General features: G+C 58.3%; 20 protein-coding genes and 2 tRNA genes. 9 read left to right on the top strand and 13 right to left on the bottom strand.

Features of this window, described 5'->3' with window-relative positions; all coding sequences use genetic code 11:
• The first annotated feature begins 61 nt into the window (after positions 1–61).
• From C4318_01305 to C4318_01280, 6 genes are all read left to right on the top strand, one after another.
• A complete protein-coding gene (locus tag C4318_01305; GenBank protein MER3453782.1) occupies positions 62–739 on the top strand; it encodes a hypothetical protein in 678 nt (225 codons plus the stop codon).
• Between the two features lie 78 nt (positions 740–817).
• Entirely contained in the window at positions 818–1,276 is a 459-nt protein-coding gene (locus C4318_01300) for a hypothetical protein (protein ID MER3453781.1), read from the top strand.
• Between the two features lie 4 nt (positions 1,277–1,280).
• Complete coding sequence (locus C4318_01295; protein MER3453780.1) at positions 1,281–2,102, top strand: Stp1/IreP family PP2C-type Ser/Thr phosphatase; 822 nt, start codon at positions 1,281–1,283, stop codon at positions 2,100–2,102.
• Positions 2,074–3,369, top strand: a complete 1,296-nt coding sequence (locus C4318_01290; protein MER3453779.1) for a hypothetical protein — start codon at positions 2,074–2,076, stop codon at positions 3,367–3,369. Before C4318_01295 ends, C4318_01290 begins: the two co-directional genes overlap by 29 nt.
• On the top strand, positions 3,366–4,841 hold the full coding sequence (locus tag C4318_01285) for a cell division protein FtsI (GenBank protein MER3453778.1): 1,476 nt from the start codon (positions 3,366–3,368) through the stop codon (positions 4,839–4,841). Before C4318_01290 ends, C4318_01285 begins: the two co-directional genes overlap by 4 nt.
• A 46-nt stretch (positions 4,842–4,887) precedes the next feature.
• Complete coding sequence (locus C4318_01280) at positions 4,888–6,738, top strand: serine/threonine protein kinase (protein ID MER3453777.1); 1,851 nt, start codon at positions 4,888–4,890, stop codon at positions 6,736–6,738.
• A gap of 44 nt (positions 6,739–6,782) precedes the next feature.
• On the opposite strand, the gene C4318_01275 is transcribed toward C4318_01280, so the two are convergent.
• Genes C4318_01275 through C4318_01265 form a run of 3 tightly spaced genes read right to left on the bottom strand, consistent with a single transcriptional unit; the run spans position 6,783 to position 8,305 of the window.
• Positions 6,783–7,391 carry an anthranilate/aminodeoxychorismate synthase component II gene (locus tag C4318_01275; GenBank protein MER3453776.1) on the bottom strand — a complete coding sequence of 203 codons (609 nt, stop codon included), beginning with the start codon at positions 7,389–7,391 and terminating at the stop codon, positions 6,783–6,785.
• A gap of 60 nt (positions 7,392–7,451) precedes the next feature.
• On the bottom strand, positions 7,452–7,661 hold the full coding sequence (locus C4318_01270; protein MER3453775.1) for a hypothetical protein: 210 nt from the start codon (positions 7,659–7,661) through the stop codon (positions 7,452–7,454).
• Positions 7,658–8,305, bottom strand: a complete 648-nt coding sequence (locus tag C4318_01265) for a class E sortase (protein ID MER3453774.1) — start codon at positions 8,303–8,305, stop codon at positions 7,658–7,660. The genes C4318_01270 and C4318_01265 overlap by 4 nt, the downstream gene beginning before the upstream one ends.
• A gap of 61 nt (positions 8,306–8,366) precedes the next feature.
• On the opposite strand from C4318_01265, the gene C4318_01260 reads away from it, so the two are divergent.
• Positions 8,367–8,705 carry a hypothetical protein gene (locus C4318_01260; GenBank protein ID MER3453773.1) on the top strand — a complete coding sequence of 113 codons (339 nt, stop codon included), beginning with the start codon at positions 8,367–8,369 and terminating at the stop codon, positions 8,703–8,705.
• A gap of 95 nt (positions 8,706–8,800) precedes the next feature.
• Here the strand turns inward: C4318_01260 and C4318_01255 are convergent, their stop codons facing one another.
• Together C4318_01255 and C4318_01250 are read right to left on the bottom strand one after the other, a co-directional pair.
• The gene (locus tag C4318_01255; protein ID MER3453772.1) at positions 8,801–9,049 is read right to left on the bottom strand and encodes a hypothetical protein; all 249 of its coding nucleotides are present in this window, start codon (positions 9,047–9,049) and stop codon (positions 8,801–8,803) included.
• A gap of 138 nt (positions 9,050–9,187) precedes the next feature.
• Positions 9,188–10,360 carry a steroid 3-ketoacyl-CoA thiolase gene (locus tag C4318_01250; protein MER3453771.1) on the bottom strand — a complete coding sequence of 391 codons (1,173 nt, stop codon included), beginning with the start codon at positions 10,358–10,360 and terminating at the stop codon, positions 9,188–9,190.
• A 351-nt stretch (positions 10,361–10,711) separates the two neighbouring features.
• Between C4318_01250 and asnB the strand changes: the two genes are divergently transcribed.
• The gene (gene asnB / locus C4318_01245) at positions 10,712–12,685 is read left to right on the top strand and encodes an asparagine synthase (glutamine-hydrolyzing) (protein MER3453770.1); all 1,974 of its coding nucleotides are present in this window, start codon (positions 10,712–10,714) and stop codon (positions 12,683–12,685) included.
• Between the two features lies 1 nt (position 12,686).
• On the opposite strand, the gene C4318_01240 is transcribed toward asnB, so the two are convergent.
• The 7 genes from C4318_01240 to C4318_01210 all read right to left on the bottom strand — a co-directional run bounded on the left by C4318_01240 (position 12,687) and on the right by C4318_01210 (position 16,475).
• A complete protein-coding gene (locus C4318_01240) occupies positions 12,687–13,343 on the bottom strand; it encodes a hypothetical protein (protein ID MER3453769.1) in 657 nt (218 codons plus the stop codon).
• A gap of 99 nt (positions 13,344–13,442) precedes the next feature.
• Positions 13,443–15,065, bottom strand: a complete 1,623-nt coding sequence (locus C4318_01235) for a hypothetical protein (GenBank protein ID MER3453768.1) — start codon at positions 15,063–15,065, stop codon at positions 13,443–13,445.
• Positions 15,053–15,262 (bottom strand): hypothetical protein, encoded by a 210-nt coding sequence (locus tag C4318_01230; GenBank protein MER3453767.1) that lies wholly within the window; start codon positions 15,260–15,262, stop codon positions 15,053–15,055. The genes C4318_01235 and C4318_01230 overlap by 13 nt, the downstream gene beginning before the upstream one ends.
• Positions 15,259–15,489, bottom strand: a complete 231-nt coding sequence (locus C4318_01225) for a hypothetical protein (GenBank protein MER3453766.1) — start codon at positions 15,487–15,489, stop codon at positions 15,259–15,261. Before C4318_01225 ends, C4318_01230 begins: the two co-directional genes overlap by 4 nt.
• 130 nt (positions 15,490–15,619) lie before the next feature.
• Positions 15,620–15,693, bottom strand: a tRNA-Ala gene (locus C4318_01220).
• 44 nt (positions 15,694–15,737) lie between these two features.
• Positions 15,738–15,811, bottom strand: a tRNA-Ile gene (locus tag C4318_01215).
• Between the two features lie 115 nt (positions 15,812–15,926).
• Entirely contained in the window at positions 15,927–16,475 is a 549-nt protein-coding gene (locus tag C4318_01210) for a hypothetical protein (GenBank protein ID MER3453765.1), read from the bottom strand.
• Between the two features lie 217 nt (positions 16,476–16,692).
• On the opposite strand from C4318_01210, the gene C4318_01205 reads away from it, so the two are divergent.
• Entirely contained in the window at positions 16,693–17,922 is a 1,230-nt protein-coding gene (locus tag C4318_01205) for a phosphoglycerate mutase (protein ID MER3453764.1), read from the top strand.
• 9 nt (positions 17,923–17,931) lie between these two features.
• Here C4318_01205 and C4318_01200 read toward each other — a convergent pair whose 3' ends face one another.
• Positions 17,932–18,732 (bottom strand): hypothetical protein, encoded by an 801-nt coding sequence (locus C4318_01200; protein ID MER3453763.1) that lies wholly within the window; start codon positions 18,730–18,732, stop codon positions 17,932–17,934.
• Between the last annotated feature and the right edge of the window lie 67 nt (positions 18,733–18,799).

Genomic DNA, 18,799 nt, shown 5'->3' with positions numbered 1-18,799 from the left:
GAGCGCTCGGTCAAATCATGCGATGTAGATCTAACGATCCAACAGAGAACCGTGTTGTCGCATGCTTTTGGTAACCTCTTTGAAGATGGGAATTGTTCAGGAATTCGAGGAAAGGCTCGAGCGAGCCGTCGATAGAACGGTCGCCCGGCTCTTTCGATCGGGCCTTCAGCCGGTAGAGATTCTGCGTAGGCTCGCCAGGGCACAAGACTTGAACAAGTCGGTGTTCTCTGGGAGGGTCGTGGCTCCGAACGTGTTCAAAGTGTTCCTTTCAGAGCAAGACTTCCACCGTTTGGCCCCCATTGGGGCTAGACTTCGAGAAGAGCTTTCGCTGGCCCTGACACGTCAAGCGGCTCGTGAGGGCTGGGCACTGTTGTCTCCGGTCGAGATCGAGCTGTCTATTGGAAGCGGGCTTTTGGAGGGAACCCTCGAAGTCCACACTGAGATTCAGGAGCGGAAGGTGAGCGGAAAAGGAATCCTAATCGCGCCCGACGGTCAGCGCATCGAGTTGGAAGAGTACATGCTGTTCGGGAGGGCGACCGAGTGCGACGTCGTACTCCAGGACACCTGGTGCTCCCGCCGCCACGCAGAGATCAAGAAGTCGGCAGAGGGGTATGAGATCGTCGATTTGAACTCCACCAACGGAACATTTGTGAACGAAGAAAAAATCGATCGTCGGGTTCTAAAGAGCGGGGATGCTTTGCGTCTGGGGCGCACCACTTTCAGGTTCGTGCTGGTCTGAGGCCCTGACACCCTGACGGACCAAGATCGCTCCCTGATCTGGCAAGGTCTGGGCGATCCTACTCGTCGACCCAATGCTATGCCCGAGATAGTATTCACTTCAGCAAGACTCGCTTTGGCGGTGGCGATCCTGTTCTTCCTTTACAGGATGGCCAAATCTCTCGCGCACGAGACTCGAGAGATCGTCCGGCAAGGCTCAGCGGAGTTCGATCCGTCTGCAGCCATCGGAGTGACGAAAGGAGGGGTACCTGGGTCGGTGTACGTGGTATCGGCGCCCAATCAGCGACCCAGATCTATACCATTGCGAGACGAAATGACGATAGGGCGCTCTCTCAGCTGTGACATCTCGATTCCGGACGACCGATTCATCTCTCAGTACCACGCCCGCATTTCGTTGCAGAATAATACGTGCGTTGTCGAGGACTTAGGCTCCACGAACGGTACATACTTGAACGGTACAAGAGTGAAGGGGTCCGCGCGCGTAGAGAGAGGCGACCGGATCTCATTGGGAAACACGATCCTGGAGTTCAGGAAGTAGACGATTGAAGCTGAGAGTAGCAGCCCTCACCGATACGGGCTTAGTGCGTACGAGCAACGAGGACGCCTTCCTGGTTGCCGAGCCCCTGTTCGCCGTGGCCGATGGGATGGGAGGGCATCAAGCTGGCGAGGTGGCCTCGGGTACGACCATCGCAACCTTGAAAGAACTCGCCGATGGTATCGCGTCCGACGAAGATCCCAGCGCCGCTCTCGTCGAGAGCGCAAAGGCAGCAAATAGGGCGGTGTACGAGAAAGCAGCCGGTGATCCTTCGCTCCTCCGAATGGGAACTACCCTAACTGCCGCTGTAGCGAGGGATGGCCAGCTTTCCATTGCACACGTCGGCGACTCGCGAGCCTACCTTTTTCGGGAAGGGAGGCTTGAACAACTTACTCAAGACCACACCCTAGTAGCCGAATACGTCCGCCATGGGCGGATGAGCGAAGAAGAAGCCAAGGTTCATCCAAATCGCTCGATCATTACAAGAGCCCTAGGAGTCGAGCCGGACATCGTGATAGACACCGTGACTTTGGGAATTAAAGAGGGCGACAGGGTGCTGTTGTGCTCAGACGGGCTCTACTCGATGGTTTCTGACGAGGCAATAGCTGAGATTTTGGAAAAGGTCCCCGACACGGCTGCTGCCACCAGAGAACTCGTAGATGCTGCTAACGCGGCGGGGGGAGAGGACAACACAACGGTCTTGATAATTGACGTGGTAGCCGATGGATCCGACACCGACCAGGCACAAGATCGAAGCCTGAAAAGTGCAGAGAGTCAGGGGGACAGCGTTAGCCAGCCCGATGAGACCCCTAGCGCCCCGAAACCGTGAGGCGCTATACCTGACGATCTCTTTGGGCGCCACAGAGGCAGCCCTTGTTCTTCTCAGGTATTCGGGCAACCAATTCTTCAGGGAGAACGTTCATCCTTTTCGATATCTGGCAATTGCAGGGGTTTCGTTCGCGGCGTTGCACATAGCAAACCGGCTTCTTGCACCCACGGCGAGTGCGGGCATTCTGCCTCCCGTCGTGCTTCTCCACGGTATGGGATACGTCGTGATTGCGAGACTGGCGCCCGACAAGGCTGCTGCGCAGCTGTGGTGGACCGCGGCTGCATCGGTGGGATACCTTGCTACCCTAGCCGCTCTCAGGGATTACCGCCTTATCGACCGCTATCGCTACATCTGGGCGGTCCTAGGGATCGGTTCGGTCATGCTCCCTATGGTTCCCGGAATTGGAAAAGAGATAAACGGTTCCCGGCTATGGGTAGCACTCGGCCCGATCAGCTTTCAACCGGGGGAAGTCGCCAAAGTTGCCCTGGTCTTTTTCTTCGCCTCTTATCTCCTGGAGAGAAGAGAGCTCCTCACAATTTCCACTTTCCGCTTGGGACCATTGTCGCTCCCTCACCCCAAGCATCTAGCGCCGGTGGCGGCCGTGTGGGCTGTCTCCTTCGCAGTATTGGCTGTAGAGCGCGACCTCGGCTCCTCCCTCCTATTGCTAACCATATTTTTGACACTGCTGTACTTGGCGACCGGGCGCCCGTTTTACCAGATCGCAGGGGCCACCCTCTTTGTAAGTGGTGCAGTAGTCGCTTATTTTCTCTTCGCTCACGTGAGAACGAGGATTGCCGTGTGGATCGATCCATTCGCTACCTACGACACCTCGGGCTTCCAGATCGCGCAGGCCCTGTTTTCTTTGGGCACCGGCAGCTTGGCTGGGACGGGCCCCGGTAGGGGCAGCCCCGGTCTCATACCTCTGGCCTACACAGATTTCGTGTTTCCTGCAGCTGGGGAGGAATTCGGATTCTTGGGTTTGTGCGGCCTCCTCGGCGCGTACGCCGTATTTTTTACGGCGGCCGCTCGTGTCTCTTTGGTCGCCCGCAATCCCCTCGGAAAACTCTTGGCCGCCGGCTTGACCGGTGCCGTAGGGATCCAGACTGTGCTGGTCTTAGCAGGGGTCACCCGCCTCCTTCCTCTAACCGGACTGACAACGCCGTTGATGTCATACGGGGGTTCGAGCCTTTTCGCCAACTTTGTCGTAGTCGCCGTCCTAGTGGTCATATCTGAGCAAAGAGATCGACCCGCACCGGAACAGCTGTGAGCGCCCGAACCTACCGTATCTTGATAGTCCTTCTCGTATCCCTTGGGGCCATTGCTGTCAATCTCGCCTTCGTCCAGGTAGTGCGAGGGCCAGACCTCGCCTCGGATCCGAGGAATGCCCGGGCTATTTACGCGAGTTTCGGACGGTGGAGGGGGCCCATAGTAACTGCCGACGGGGTTGTCGTTGCCGAGTCCCGAGAGGTCGGTGGCGAGCTTCGCTACACTCGTCACTACCCCGAAGGCCCCCTATTCGCACATATAACGGGCTTTACATCCCTGACTCGGGGAGACTCGGGGCTCGAGCGGTCCTTTGCCAAGGCATTGCTCGGTGAGGATCTTTCGCTTTCTACTAACCCTCGGTCGATACTGGATCGGATAAAAGGCGGGAAGTCCAATGCCACCGTGGTCTTGACGATCTCTTCCGTACTCCAAAGAGTCGCTGCCGAGGCTCTTGGAGGGCGCACCGGCGCGGTAGTTGCGATGGATCCCAAAACCGGGGCGGTGCTCGCTATGTACTCGAACCCATCTTTCGATCCAAATCCCATTGCCTCTCTCGATCAGAATGCAGCCGACCGAGCTTATGCGGCGGCGACTGATCCTGCAGCGGGCAAGCCGATGCTCTCGCGCGCCTTCGGTGAACTGAGAGCCCCGGGCTCGACGTTCAAGGTTGTAGTAGCGGCTGCAGCCCTCGAAGGCGGTTACACGCCTGGCTCTGAATTTCCCGACCCCCCGTCGCTCGACCTTCCTGACACCGACCAAAAGCTGTACAACTTCAGGCGCGGGAGCCCATGTTCGTCGGGGCGCACTATTACTCTTTCAGAGGCTTTGGTAGTCTCGTGCAACACTACCTTTGCTCAACTTGGTTTGGCCCTGGGTCATGACGCCATGCGGAGGCAAGCGGAGCGGTTCGGATTCGACCAGCGCTTTGACGAGCTCGCGCTCGACGCAGCGGTGAGCAAGTTTCCGCCGGACGTTTCTTTCGCCAGCAATAAACCCGTTCAGGCCTACGCAGCTATCGGTCAGTTTGACGTGAGAGCTACCCCATTGCAGATGGCGGTGGTGGCTTCTGCTGTCGCCAACGCAGGCGTTGTCAAGTCTCCTTTCGTAGTACGCGCCCTCGAGTCACAGGGTGGCCAAGTACTCAGAGACTTCGGATCTGGGGACGGTAAGACCCTCGGCCAAGCCATGAGTGCCGCCAATGCCACCGTTTTGAGAGAGATGATGGTCGGGGTCGTCGAGCGGGGTACAGGACGTGCTGCTCGGATCCCCAAGGTCGTGGTAGCTGGAAAGACGGGGACAACCACTGACTTCGACCAGGCATGGTTTATCGGATTCGCTCCGGCTCAGGACCCTCGGGTGGCAGTGGCCGTTCTCGTCGAAAACGAGGGCCGGGAGGCAACCGGGGGACAGGTAGCGGCGCCCATAGCCCGTCAGGTTATGCAGGAAGCCCTCCGTCTACAAGGAGTGCTGTAAAAGTAGCAATGACACAAGACTCACGCACCTGAAAGACAGCGGTCGCATGCTCGATCAGAAAGTCATATCGAACCGCTACGAGATCGAAAACCTCATAGCTAGAGGAGGCATGGCCCGAGTGTACAGGGCCAAAGACCTCCTTTTAGGGCGCACCGTCGCGCTCAAAATATTGAACCCGGAGTTCGCCTCCGATCCCGGCTTCGTTGAGCGGTTTCGGAGAGAGGCTCGGGCGGCTGCTTCCCTCACGCACCCGAATATCGTCGCGGTGTACGACTCCGACCGAGACGGCGACACTTACTTTTTGGTCATGGAGTTCGTCGACGGAAAGAGCTTGAGGGAGATCCTCAGAGCTGATGGCCGACTTCACTATAGGCGGGCAGCCGAGGTTGCCTCGGAGATCGCCCTGGCTCTCGAGGCCGCTCACAGCAAAGGCGTCGTCCACCGAGACATCAAACCTGGCAACATCATGATCACCCGAAGCGGCGAGGTAAAAGTTGCAGACTTTGGTATCGCCCGTGCCGCTGGTACTTCGGAGGCTCTTACTCAAGCAGGGTCGATTCTCGGGACTGCATCGTACCTTTCTCCCGAACAGGCCGATGGCCGTGCGGTTGACGCTCGCTCGGACCTTTACTCTCTCGGCGTTGTTCTGTACGAGATGTTGACTGGGTCTCCGCCCTTCAAAGCAGACTCTCCGCTGGTACTCGCTCTAAAGCACATTACTGAGACTCCAAAACCTCCTTCGGAGGTGTGCGAGGATATTCCCCCATCATTAGAAGCGATTACGTTAAAGGCACTATCCAAGCGCCCCGAAAACCGATACCAATCGGCTCGCGAAATGTACGAGGATCTCGCCCGCGCACTAAGCGGGCGGCGAGTGCGTGCACCCTTACAGCCGCTCGGGGATGTGCACACAGGGGAGGGGACTGTCGATAGCGATCCGCTCGTGTCCGCCTCCAATAGAAGGGTGTGGCCCTTCGTTATCGTGGTTGGCGCCCTTGTCGTCCTTCTCGTCTATGGGCTTTATCTCTTGGGAACGACCCTCGGTGTTTTTGGAGCACCATCGAAGCTTGCCGTTCCAAATGTGGTAGGAAAAAACTTCGATCCGGGTGCCAAACAGCAGCTAGAGGGAATGGGCTTCACCGTAGTAGCCAGCTACCGCCCCTCCAGCCTGGAAGAGACCGGGAAGGTCTTGGCTCAAGACCCCCTCGGAGGCAGCCTGGTCGCCCCGAGATCGGAGGTCCGCCTTGTCGTAGGCCAAGGGCCGGGAGTCGCTGCAGTCCCCGACGTGGTTGGAAAGTCAAGAGAAGAGGCCCTCCAGGCGTTGGAGGCTGCCGGATTTAAGCTGGGTTCGGTAGAGGAGCGCACCGACCCCAATGCCTCAGTCGGAATCGTTTTATCCCAGGATCCCAAAGCGGGGTCTCCGGTCACCCGCGGCACCCCAGTCAATCTCGTGGTGTCTGCTGGACCCGAAAAAGTCGTCGTTCCGGACGTGGTAGGTACTTCGAAATCTCAGGCCGGAAAACTGCTCCAAGCGGCAGGCCTACAAGTCGGGCGCGTCTCCGAAGAGCGGTCCGAAGAATCACCAGGGGTGGTAATTCGCCAAAACCCATCCGCTGGATCTTCGGTTACCAAAGGCACGGCGGTAGACCTTGTTCTCTCCTCAGGCCCATCGCCCAAGAAAATCCCCTCGGTGATTGGCGAGACAGCGGCGACTGCCGCTGACAAATTGTCTTCGCAGGGATTTGTGGTCGTGACTCGATCTTGCTACAGCACAGATGCCGAACGATCTGGAAAGGTAACATCTCAGTCCCCGGCTCCGGGTGCCGAAGCCCCCGAGGGAACCTCTGTCATAATATCGGTCGCCCAGAACTCCGATCCCTCGGTGCCTACCTGTTGAATAGCAAACTGATAGCCGAGGCTAGGCACCTATACCGTCGACCCTTAAACAAGAGCGAGTTTGGTCGGGACGCCCTCTAGCCTAGAAAGAAAGTTCTCGATAATCTTTTTTCCTCCACCCGTCAGAATCGACTCGGGATGAAACTGTACGCCCCACACCTCTAACTCGCGGTGCCTCAAGCCCATAATCAGTTCGTCGTCCGTTTCGGCGATTACTTTCAGGGTAGGGGGAAGAGAAGCCCTTTCCACGACAAGAGAGTGATACCGGGTCGCCTCGAAGGGGATGTCCAAGCCGGCAAAAATTCCTTCGTTTCGGTGGTATATTTTGCTCGTTTTGCCGTGCAACACCTCCGGGGCGCGAACGACCCTGCCTCCAAACACCTCACCTATGCATTGATGCCCTAGACAAACCCCCAAAATCGGAATCTCGGCTGCGTATTTCTCGATAATTGCGTTAGAAACTCCAGCATCGGAGGGCCTCCCCGGCCCCGGCGAAATGAGAATTCCAGCCGGTCGCAGTGCGCGGACGTCGCCGGGGGAAATGTCGTCGTTGCGGAAGACTAGGGGTTCGGCACCCGCCTCACCTAGGTATTGGACGAGGTTGTAGACGAAGCTGTCATAGTTGTCAATTACGAGAACCCTTAGATTGGCCATTCCTGCCTCCTTTTAGAGAAGATTCCATAACACACTTGCAGAAGTTGAGTCGCTAGATAACTAGAAGTTTTCGGGAAGTAGCCTCATAACCCATGGAAAAACGAAGAGCCACAGAATGGCTGCAACCCCGACAGCTACCGCCAAAGCAATGCCATACCGTCCTAGCATCCGTTTTCCACCCACAGCAGGGGGGTGCCCAGATTTGAAAAGCTTCTCCGCACCCTCGTCGGTCATTCTTCTCCCCTCTCTCTTCCCCGTTGTCTTGCTCATCCTGTAGGAGCAGACACTAGATCTGCCTCGACGATGAGTCGTTTTGCTGCCGAAAATTTGGGATGGCACGTTGTCAGTCGAAGGCGTGGCCGTTCCCCTGGCTTTAGGGGTGCGGTCACCGAGGTATCGTCCGGTAGTACTACATAAGATCTGGTAACGACGTAGCGGGTAGAGCCCTCCGGTGTAGTAACTCGTATCTCGTCTCCTGCTACCAAGCGATCCAGATTCCCGAAGGGCGCGCCGTATGTCGTCCTGTGACCAGATATCACGCTCGATCCTGCTCTACCCGGCAGCGCCGTCTCGGGAATGTGTCCAGGTCCCAGCTGTAAATCTTCGTGCCCTACTCCTTCGATGACCACTACATTGAGCCCTATAGCTGGTATCTCAAGTATTGCCAATGGCTTGCCCTCTTCGGGGCGTATGACAACCCTCGAGGCGACGGAGCTGATATCAGCCCGTCCGGGGCTTTTCTCCTCCAAAGAGGACTCAAACGCGCTTCGAAGGCGCTGCTGCTCACGGGCGGCCTGGGCGCCGGTTCCCCACACCATATAAGCCGCGAACTCCAGGGTAACCGCACCTGCTATGACCAGAATCCATCCGGCGAAATAAGCGGCCCTTCGGACTAAGCTCGGTGGCCGAGCCACACGAGAAGTAGTGGCATAATGTCTCTCGCCTTCCTCGCGATTAGGATCGCTGGAAGGACCGATGTCTACGTATTCGAGTCCGCGTGCCAAAGTTGCAACCTGCCCTTCTACACCGGGGCGCGCCGGATACGGACATGGACTGTTTCCAACGGCTTACTCTTTAGGGGGTGCCTTGCCTAAACCCAGATCAAAAAGGCGGCGGTATCAGCCGCCCCCGAGACCCAAGCCCAAACCTAGCCCGCCATGGTACGGCTATGTTGTCCTAACCCCTATAGCCGCAGGGTTCGTGATTATCGTACTCAACTACATCGGGGTCGCATGGGAGACTTCGAACTCGGTGTTGTGGTTGGGGATCGGCCTGATGTTGGTAGGATTTGTCCTGGCGACCCGCTGGCGCTGATAACGCGGGTCTCAGGCATACTTCGGGCGCTCGAGCGAGACTGGGGTAGAACTAGGATACATATTGTCTTCTTGAAATAGCCCCCGCGCCGATACCTACAATCCTGCAGAGGACAGCTCCATAGCCTCGCCACAATGCCTGGGCGGTTTGACTTCCCCGTGGGGCTTCCTCACCACCTTCACCTCCATCCCACAGACGGAGCAGGCGTATGTCAACTCAGCGCTGGAGACGTCTTCAAGATACCGATTCCTGTCGGAAGGTGGCGGGTTCGCTAACACCCGCAGCATGACCACGGCTCCCAGCAAGATCAGACTGGCTGCCACAAAAGCAATAACAAACCTCACCGCGCCTTCCCGAATCTGCAATTACCACAACGCTGCCCTAGCCTCAGGTAGCGCCAAGGCACACGGGCACCCGGCTTATCCACCGAAGTCTCCCACAGCCCGGTTATACGGGCTCTAAGGCATCTCCCAATGACTGGCTCAGAGCCGCTCTATGATCGTTGCGTTGGCTAGACCGCCGCCTTCGCACATGGTCTGCAGACCCCACCTGCCGCCCGTTCGCTCCAGTTCATGCAAGAGCGTGGTCATCAGCCTGGCGCCGGAGCACCCAAGAGGGTGGCCCAAAGCGATCGCCCCACCGTTCACATTTACCTTGGACATATCCGGATGCAGCTCTCTCTCCCAGGCCAAGACCACGCTGGCGAAGGCCTCGTTGATCTCAATTAGGTCTATGTCTTCGAGACAGAGCCCTCCCCGCTTGAGCACCTTGTCTGTGGCAGGAATGGGTCCTGTCAACATGATCACAGGATCGACTCCGGCGAGCGCAAACGCGTGAAATCGAGCTCGGGGCTTCAAGCCAAGCTCTTCGGCCCGCTTGGAGTCAGCTATAAGGAGTGCAGCGGCTCCGTCAGATATCTGGGAGGAATTGCCCGCTGTCACCACGCCGTCTGCCTTGAAGCTTGGCTTTAGTTGAGCCAGCTTTTCCAGACTCGTGTCAAAGCGTACCCCCTCGTCCCTAGTGAACAGCTCCTCGCCGTCCTCACCGGGTATGGGAACCGGAATGATCTCGCGCTCGAAACGTCCTTCTCCGATTGCTCGGGCTGCTTTTTGATGGGAACCGAGGGAAAACTCATCGAGCTCTTCTCTTGTGATGCCCCATTTCTCGGCGATAATCTCAGCGGATATTCCCTGGGGAACCAGACCGGGATATCTCTTGCTCATCTTCGGACCGAACGCCATACCCGTACTCCCATCCGGTTTTGGGTTGGTCGCGGTCACCCCCATGGGAACCCGAGTCATCGACTCTACTCCAGCGGCGATCACCACATCGTAGGCTCCCGCCATCACCCCCTGGGCGGCGAAGTGAGCGGCTTGCTGAGACGATCCACACTGGCGGTCTACAGTAGTGGCTGGCACCGACTCGGGAAAACCCGCGGCCAGCGCAGCATTGCGGGATACGTTCAATCCCTGCTCTCCGACCTGGCTCACGCAACCGGTTATGACGTCCTCGACGAGCTCCGGATCGATTCCCGCCCTCTCGACTAGCTTTTGGAGAGTTAGAGCCAATAGGTCAACGGGATGAACATCCTTGAGCTTTCCGTTCCGTCGTCCGATCGGCGTACGAACAGCTTCTACTATTACCGCTTCGCGCATTGCTCCACTCCTTTCGGGTACCACAAAGAATAAAGGATTCTTTGGCACCGCTTATTCGCAAGTTCCGATAAAACTGACCGATTGGTCAAGTTCTTATCCTACAGGGTCGCGCTCGGTCGAAGGCTAGTTCAATCCGTACCTGTCTCCGATTCGGTCATCGCTTGGCGTTTGTTGGATACCACCGTCTTGCATGAATAAACCAAGCTACCCGCGATTCGGCGGGCACAAGAATCTGTAGGGTGAGGTGAGCGCTTTATCTCGCGGTTTCTCCAGGTGCTCGAGCGCAGCGCACTCGATACAACATAAATCCGGGCTTTACATCACTGCCCGTTAAGCTTGCCCTGACCTGCTATGTGTGGAATCTCAGGATGGATTTTCGAAAGCGACGGGGAGGCGAGGTCTCGTGCTCGTGCGCTCGGGGCCTACATGAGCTCGAGCCTTAACGCTATGGCGCACCGCGGCCCGGACTCGGACGGATCGGCCTTTTTATCGCGAGGTGCCCTGGGTGCACGTAGGCTCGCCATCATCGACCTCCACTCAGGAGACCAGCCCGTAACCAACGAAGACGGGTCTATTGTTGCGGTTTTGAATGGAGAGATTTACAACTTCTTAGAGCTGCGTCGCGCGCTCGAAGCGTCGGGCCACCGTTTCTCTACGCGCACCGACACCGAGGTTTTGGTCCACGGATATGAACAATGGGGGCTTGGCCTTCCCCAGCACCTTGAGGGGATGTTCGCCTTCGCTGTCTGGGACGAGCGTCGCAAACGCTTGCTCGCGGCACGTGACAGAGTGGGAAAGAAGCCCTTCTACTACACGACTTTGGCGGGCGGTCTGCGATTCGCATCGGAACTAAAGGCGCTACTTTCCGACGGGCTCCTGACCGTTGATGCGGACTATTGCGGCCTTTTGGTCTGCCTCACTCTCCAGCACATTCCGCCCCCCTTGACCCCATTGCAGGGAGTCTCGCAGCTGCGAGGAGGGGAGCTTCTCGTGTTCGAAGGCAGCACCTTTAAGACCCAGAGATACTGGAACCTCGTAGAAGTCGCAGCCGCTCGGGCACATTATCCACTTTCCCAGCCCACACCCGGTGAGGCTCTCGAAAGAATCGGAGCCGCCGCAGCCGCGCGCACTATATCCGATGTTCCTATCGGCACCTTCCTCTCGGGGGGAGTAGACTCTTCTCTCGTCGCTGCCGCCCTCCACAGGGCAGGTCACCGCTTCGAAACTTTTTCGGTCGGCTTTGCCGACCTTCGGTTTGACGAGACCCCTGCGGCTCGCCTTGTGGCGCGCCACATCGGCTCCCGCCACACAGAGATGGAGGGTCGGCCCCCCACTCCGTCTGACATCTCCAATTTGATCTGGTACCTCGACGAGCCCCTCGCCGACTCCTCGGCCATCCCCCAGTTTCTTATCTCCACGGCAGCCGCCGAAAAGCTAAAGGTGGTCATATCCGGGGACGGCGGGGACGAGCTATTTGGCGGATATCTGAAGCACCACCATTTCTCGAGATTTTGGCGAGCCCAGGGGCTCCGTTTAGCCGCGTCACTAGTGCCCGCTAGCTCCTTTCGGGTGCTAGCCATGACCGAGGCTCGTCTTGAAAGGTCAGCCGACACCCGTTCGTACCCGATCGCTACCACGACCAAGCGCCTGCGCAGAGCGGTTCATCTATATCGAATGCGAGAGGTCGATGCTTACTTGGACTTTTTGGCAGCGATCCCGTCGTTCGAAAGAGCCAGCGTGGTCGGCGACGCGTTTCCGTCTCGCTTGAGCAGCGAAGCTGTCGGGGCGCCCATATCCGAGCTGCTTCCCGAAATAACTCAAATTCCGGCTGGGCTAGGGATTTTGTGGAGAGCGGGTCTGGTCGATGCTCTAACAGGGCTGCCCGGAGACATCCTCGTCAAAATCGACCGGATGTCCATGGCCAACTCCCTTGAAATTCGCTCCCCGCTGCTGGACCGCTCAATTATCGAATGGGCATTTTCTTTGCCCGACACTGTCCGGCGCCGTCAAGGCGAGACTAAGCCTTTGCTGCGGGACGCGGCCCGCCTCGTGCTGCCCGCCTCCATCGCCGCTTCACCAAAGCGAGGGTTCGCAGTACCGCTCTCGGAGTGGATGCGAGGGGCGCTCGGGGTGCTTACTGCCGAAGTACTTCTAGATCGGAGCACCTCGGAAAGAGGATGGATTCGGAGATCCTATGCCGAGAAGCTGCTGGCTCAAAACCTCGCCGGTCTGGACATGGGTCCGAGGCTCTGGCAACTTCTCGTCCTTGAGCTCTGGGCCAGAGCGTTCATCGATAGCTCGCCCCCCGATGCGCCGGCCCTGTGATCTAGCGAAGGCGCATGCCCATTGCCAGCACGTGTATGCGGCCTCCGTCCGCAAGCCGCCCACCCGGGGACGGTGCGGCATGCAAGGGAGCGAAGCCCATACTCCGAAAAAACGCAACGGCACGAGTATTCTCGCAGGAAGTCTCCAAAAACACCCCCCTTATGGAGGCAGCCCGCAGCGCCGCGAGGTACGCATCGATAAGCATCCTGCCCCCGCCTCTTCCTCGGGCCTGGGGAAGCAAGTTGATGTGTAGGTGCGCGGGGTACTCCGGACCGTAATGTCCAAAAGACGGCCGCTCTCGGGCTACGTCCCAAAGGAGTCGCCAGGTGAGTCGTCCGCTGGAGGGCCGAAGGGGAACGCCCCTGGCCAACGCCTTCGTAGCCACAAGCGCCCAGACTTTTTTGACTTTCGCGGCGTAGACCTTCGAGTCTGGGCACCCTGTGAGATAGCCAACGACTTCCCCTCGGTCCTCGAGTACCCACGACCACGCCGAATCTACGTCGGTGTAGTATCTAGTCACAAAATCTGCAAATACTTCTCTGTCGGAGAAGTACGGATCTATTGGATCCCCCAAGTGCCCGGTCTCACAACAAATGAATCTCACTGCGGCTCGGTCGTTCGGCTCATATTTTCTGCAAATCAGCCACTGGTCACTCACGACACCCTTCCCACGGTAAACCCGACGCCCCTTGTATCTAAAAGCCCGAGGGCATCAATCCCACGCAGACTACTATGCCAAACCCCAAGCCCCGACCCCCTACGTGGCGGAACCGGAGAAGCTCCACACCGTGATTGAGTAAGGAGCCAGCGTGTCGCTGAACCAGTTCCTCGACAAAAACTCAGTCCTCGATCGCTCCGCCAAAGGAGAATCGAGGGGGGCCACAAGAACCGTCTTCGTAAAGCGCTCGCCTGGATCGAAGCCGACTTTTACGTTTATAACGGCCGGATTCGAAGAGAGATTTACGATCACCAAGTTCTTGACTCCCTCGCCCCTAGAGCACTGCGCAATGAGCTCAGAGGCGGACGCCTCGGGCGGGTGCACCTTGGGAGTAGGGGTCTCCTCACTCATTGGTAGCGCTGCCTCGGTAAGCTCTGTTCGTAAACGCTCTCGGCGGACACTGGAGGCGAGCGTTGCCATCGCTTCGTAAGTAGGGGAAGGGCGGTTGGGATCGGCCCCTGGCCAGAAGGTGTACCCGGCTGGATCCTGAACCGTCGCCGGAATACCCGGATAGTTAGCAAGCGACGCTCCTTGGGCGCTGGATACCATAGCTCCTGCAGCAGCTACTATCGCCGCCCTCCAAGTCGGTGGCGTTCCTTTGCCAAACGAAGACATATCCCATGGAGCAACCGCCACAATACTGTCTTTGCCCACGCCCGCTTCGTCCATCAGACGTCTGAGTGTCGCCAGGCTCTTCGCAAGGCCTTTTGCGCTTTCGGCCAAGGAGGAAGCTGTATCAGGAGCAAACGAGACCGAATAACCGTCTGCAAAATCCTTGGTCTCTCCGATGAGTTGGCCAAAAAACGCCGCTGCCTCCGAAACGTCTTGCCACCTACCAACCGGTACGAGCAGACGTATCGGAGTAGGGCTGCTACTCCGCATCGATCTCGCAATGTCTCTCAGTCGAGAGGCGTGCTCTCGAACATAAGCAATTCCTACGGGTTGGGGCGAGATCGAAGGAACGGGTGGGTAGGTCAACTCGAACAAGTTGACCTTGGGCGGATCGGAACGGCCGGCTCTAATTCTCGCTTGGACAGCGGGATCTGAGCCATTGACACCGTTCAGAAATGCCACAAGCGCCCCGGCTTCCTCGGGCGTGCGGGCGAAATACCCAACGTCTATCTGAGGTTCAGCTCCGACCCGTCTCAAGAACTCTACGAGATCGTCCAAGCGAGGAGCGGTCGACCCAGACTCTAGGCCAAATCTCCAATCGAGCACATCCGGGCCCTGCCCCCTGGGCTTGGGAGAACTTGGACTTCCGCTGAAGTCCGCATTGAAGCCAATGCGAACATAGAATCCCGGGCTCGTGAGGCCTGCGTAGGACGTAAGGCGCTCGGATATTGCCGCTAAAGCCTGAGGGTCCCAAGGCTGGTTCGGAGTGGCCAGGTCAAGCGCTGCCGAAAAGACATTGCCTCGTGGCCCATCCAGCCTCGGGATGCACGTAGCAGTAATCTCGCCGAGTCCAGGGGCAGCAGGCGGACCCAGAGGGGAAGCCTCCCGAGAGCCGCTTGGAGCTCGCTTCTGGGAAGCTACCCTGACAGCCCCGTACCCCACGAGTCCGACCATCACGAGAACGCTCAGGGTCTTCAGCGCAAATCGTTTTGCGTTGGCCTCTGCCGTTTTGCCTTCCGCTTTCCTAGAAGGCTGACTCACTCCAGCCACTCGGCCTCGCCACTTTGAATGCCTACGTGAACACAGTCCGATCCCGGCCGAGCCCCGTGCCGGTGCGGAATTCCCGGCGCACACACCGCTACATCGCCGGCTGCAAGATCCCAGTGCCGGCCCCCATCTTCTGCCAGAAAGCCTTCGCCGTGAACATTGTCCGTAGAATGCCTGGCTATTTTTGTCTCCTCGCTCAAGTTGCGCTCCTTTCGAAGAACCAAGCACGGCTCGGCGCAAGCTGGCCATAGAATACCTGCACTCCCTCGGCGGCGTGCCGACGGAGTGGTCTAACGTCCCTGGCGTCCCTCACTCTGCTATCGTAGGCCCCGAGGGCGTTGTCTATGTAGAAGCGGGATTGTCCGCCCCACCGCGAGAGCCACCGACCCACGGACTCCCCCGAATAGACCGGCTTTGCACCCACCATAGAGACAACCTTCACGCCGGCTTAGTAAAAGTGACTCGAGCACCGGCAGCCCTTACAGGATAGAGCGGTCGTGGCGAGTGTCGACCCAGGGCGCCTCGATGGACGAAGATCTTCGATGCGGGCCTCCCAGTGGAGACGAGCGGACTCGAACCGCCGACCTCCTGCTTGCAAAGCAGGCGCTCTAGCCAACTGAGCTACGTCCCCCGGCGAGACACCAAACGGCAGCTGCCAGGAGCTCTCTGCTGCCGTGGGGCTAGTTGGAATCGAACCAACGACCTCACCCTTATCAGGGGTGCGCTCTAACCGACTGAGCTATAGCCCCGCTCGATACGCGCACATTATCGCGATCCGGAAGGCCTACGGCACCGTACTTCTCGCGCTCTGACTTACCGGCCCCAAATCTGCGGCCCTACTAGCCGCAGGCTGGTACTCCTCGTCTAGGACCGCTTGTTCAAAGCCGGCTCCTCTTCGGAAACCCCCAAGCTTTTCGCGTCCTGGGCCGTCTCGTCTGGAACGTTCCGCTTCCCCACGGGTAAGCGACTCTTCCCCTCTTCTTTCGCTTCTGAAATCTCTGACTGAGTACTGTCGACAACATCGACAAGTTCGTCAAGGGTGCTGATCTCTAGACCTCCCACTACCTCCGAGATGAGGTTGTAGATGAAGCTCAACAACACCGTGGCTGCGGTCATAAATATGGCCATCCCCGTCAAGATCAAAAACGCGGCCATGATAGTTCTCGTGCCGATGAAACGAAAGTTTTCGAAGCCAACCTCCTGCATGGCCCGCTCGATCCGGGCCATGAATCCTCCTACCCTCGCTAGGTTGTAAACGATCGTACCCGCGACCAACGTTACTGCCGCTAGGCACAAGTTAAAGACGAGCGACACCTTGAGGACGCTCCAGGGATCGAATCTCCGGATCATGCGACGGACTCGCCTCGCGTACACACTAGCTCCTCTCGATCCGTAACCCTCGCCATACCGCATAGCGACTCGTGGGCTACGCGCCTATCGCTTCTTGGGGCCGCAAACTACTTTCCGCCAGCGGCCTTCGGGGGTCTTACAATTCTACGGCCCTAAGGTCTTCTTGGAGGTGTTCTCTAAAAAGGGCTCGGGGCCTGTCTATTGGGCCCTGCACATCATTGTCGGGCAACGGTCGCTTCTCCCCGAGAAAAACCGGCCATATTGACGAGGAGAACTCTTTATGGACGATCCGTTAAGCCGAATCTACCACAGGCTCGTACAACCGGACGGCCTTCCCATTTTCATGCTTGTAATGGATGGGCTCGGTGGCTACCGTGACTCTGAGCGCCCCAGCGAACTCGAGGCGGCTAACCACCCCAACCTGGATACCTTAGTAGCAAAGGGCTGCGCGGGACTACACGATCCAGTGGCTCCAGGTATCACTCCAGGGAGCGGTCCCGGTCATCTCGGTCTATTTGGTTACGATCCTCTCGCCTACGAGATAGGCCGCGGCGCCCTTTCCGCGGCCGGTCTAGGATTCGACCTCCAGCCGACCGATTTAGCGGCTCGCCTGAACGTGTGCACTCTTGCTGCTGACGGCACCATCTCCGACCGCAGGGCTGGCCGGCTTCCAACCGAGCAAACCGCCGTTATCTGCAAGGAGCTGTCCCAACATGTCCACCTCTCCGGGGTCGAGCTTTTCTTCCTTCCGGAAAAAGACCACCGGGCCCTCCTGGTGCTACGGGGCGACGACCTTTCCGACGCAATAGTGGACACCGATCCGCAACGCACAGGTGTCAAGCCCTTGGAACCTCGTCCCCTCCCCGAAGCCGCAGAAGATCACGCTGCCCAACGGACGGCTGCTCTGTTGCGCCACCTCCTGGATAAAGCCCGCGAGGTTCTTCGAGGCCGCTCCCAGGGTAACTTCATATTGATGCGGGGGTTCTCCAGAAGGCCTGCGCTTCCCCGGTTTGCCGATAGGTATAGGCTCCGAGCATTGGCCTTGGCACAGTACCCGATGTATTTGGGATTGGGACGCCTGGTCGGTATGGAAGACAAAGGCTTGTCCCCAACTCTCGACGAGCAGCTGGCCGTCGTAGAGCGCCATGCCCGCGAGTATGACTTCGTATATTTTCACTTCAAAGCAACCGACGCGGCCGGTGAAGACGGGGACTTTCAAAGAAAGTGTGCCGCTATCGAGATGGTCGATGCGGAGGTAATCCCCAGGATCGAGCGGTCGTGGACCGGAGTAATAGTCGTCACGGGCGACCACTCGACCCCAACACAGATGGCCTCGCACTCCTGGCATCCCGTACCAGTGCTTCTAAGCGGGGGCACAGCCCCCGTCGATGACGTAACCCGCTTCGACGAGGCCTCTGCTGCTACAGGTTGGCTCGGGAGGCGTCGTGCGGTCGAAATTTTTCCAATCGCTCTAGCCGCAGCTGGCCGACTCAGCAAATACGGGGCCTAGGTTCACCCCCTACGCCTCCCCCAAGGGGATCAAAATCGGTCTCCCGCCTCTCGAGCCAGTCGCGTTGCCGCCGCACTCAGGAGACTCGATCGGTCCGAAGTGAATAGGATCCCTGTTGGGGTAAGGCTGGCATAGCCCAGCTTGTCTGGAAACTTCCACCACATAGGGCACCCAGTCCGGAGGGATATCCACAGCTAAACCTCGTTCGTGTGCGGAGGTACCCGGAGGGGCGACCGGATAAGGATTGAAAAACCGACGGGCCCAAAGGGCCTGTTGTTCGGCCAAGCTTCGTAGGCCGCTCACGACAGGAACAGGAGAGGGCATTCCCCGGGCGGCTAGCAATGCATCGGCCTTCTCTAAAGCAGCGAGCGTTTCGGGAGACAAGCCCGTCCGTTTACCCTTGAAGCCGCCCGATAGATGCTTGGGCGAGGCCCCACTCGGTAATCCCCCGTATGTCGCTGCTGCAACCGCTTCCATACGACCTACTCGCACTCGAACTACCCACTCTCCGCCCTGCTGACGCACAGCAGCCACTAGACTTCCCCCGTTGGTCTGGGCAACAACTCCGGCGTCGACGCCAGCCACCGCCGAGAGAGCAGCTGCCTCAGCCACTGCATCCGCCTTGGCTCTATCGATTAAAGCGATCCCGCTGCGCGCCATCGTCGACGCAACAGTTGCCAAGCCGAGCATCGACAATGCAACAAAGAGCGCTATAGATCCTGCGTCGGTCTCGGAAGCGCTTTGTCGATCGGCTTCCAGACCAAGTTTTTTGGGAAAAAACACCAAAGGGCGAGGTGTTGTCGAACCCATGAATCCCCCCTCATCTCGTCTTGCGGCTTTTCGCTGTTGCGGTCGTTCGCTGAAACCTAGAGCGGTG

It is taken from the genome of Acidimicrobiia bacterium (assembly GCA_040289475.1).
Taxonomy (GTDB): domain Bacteria; phylum Actinomycetota; class Acidimicrobiia; order ATN3; family PSLF01; genus PSLF01.
The sequence above is the reverse complement of the archived record's forward strand: the minus strand, read 5'-3'. Positions and strand labels throughout refer to the sequence as shown.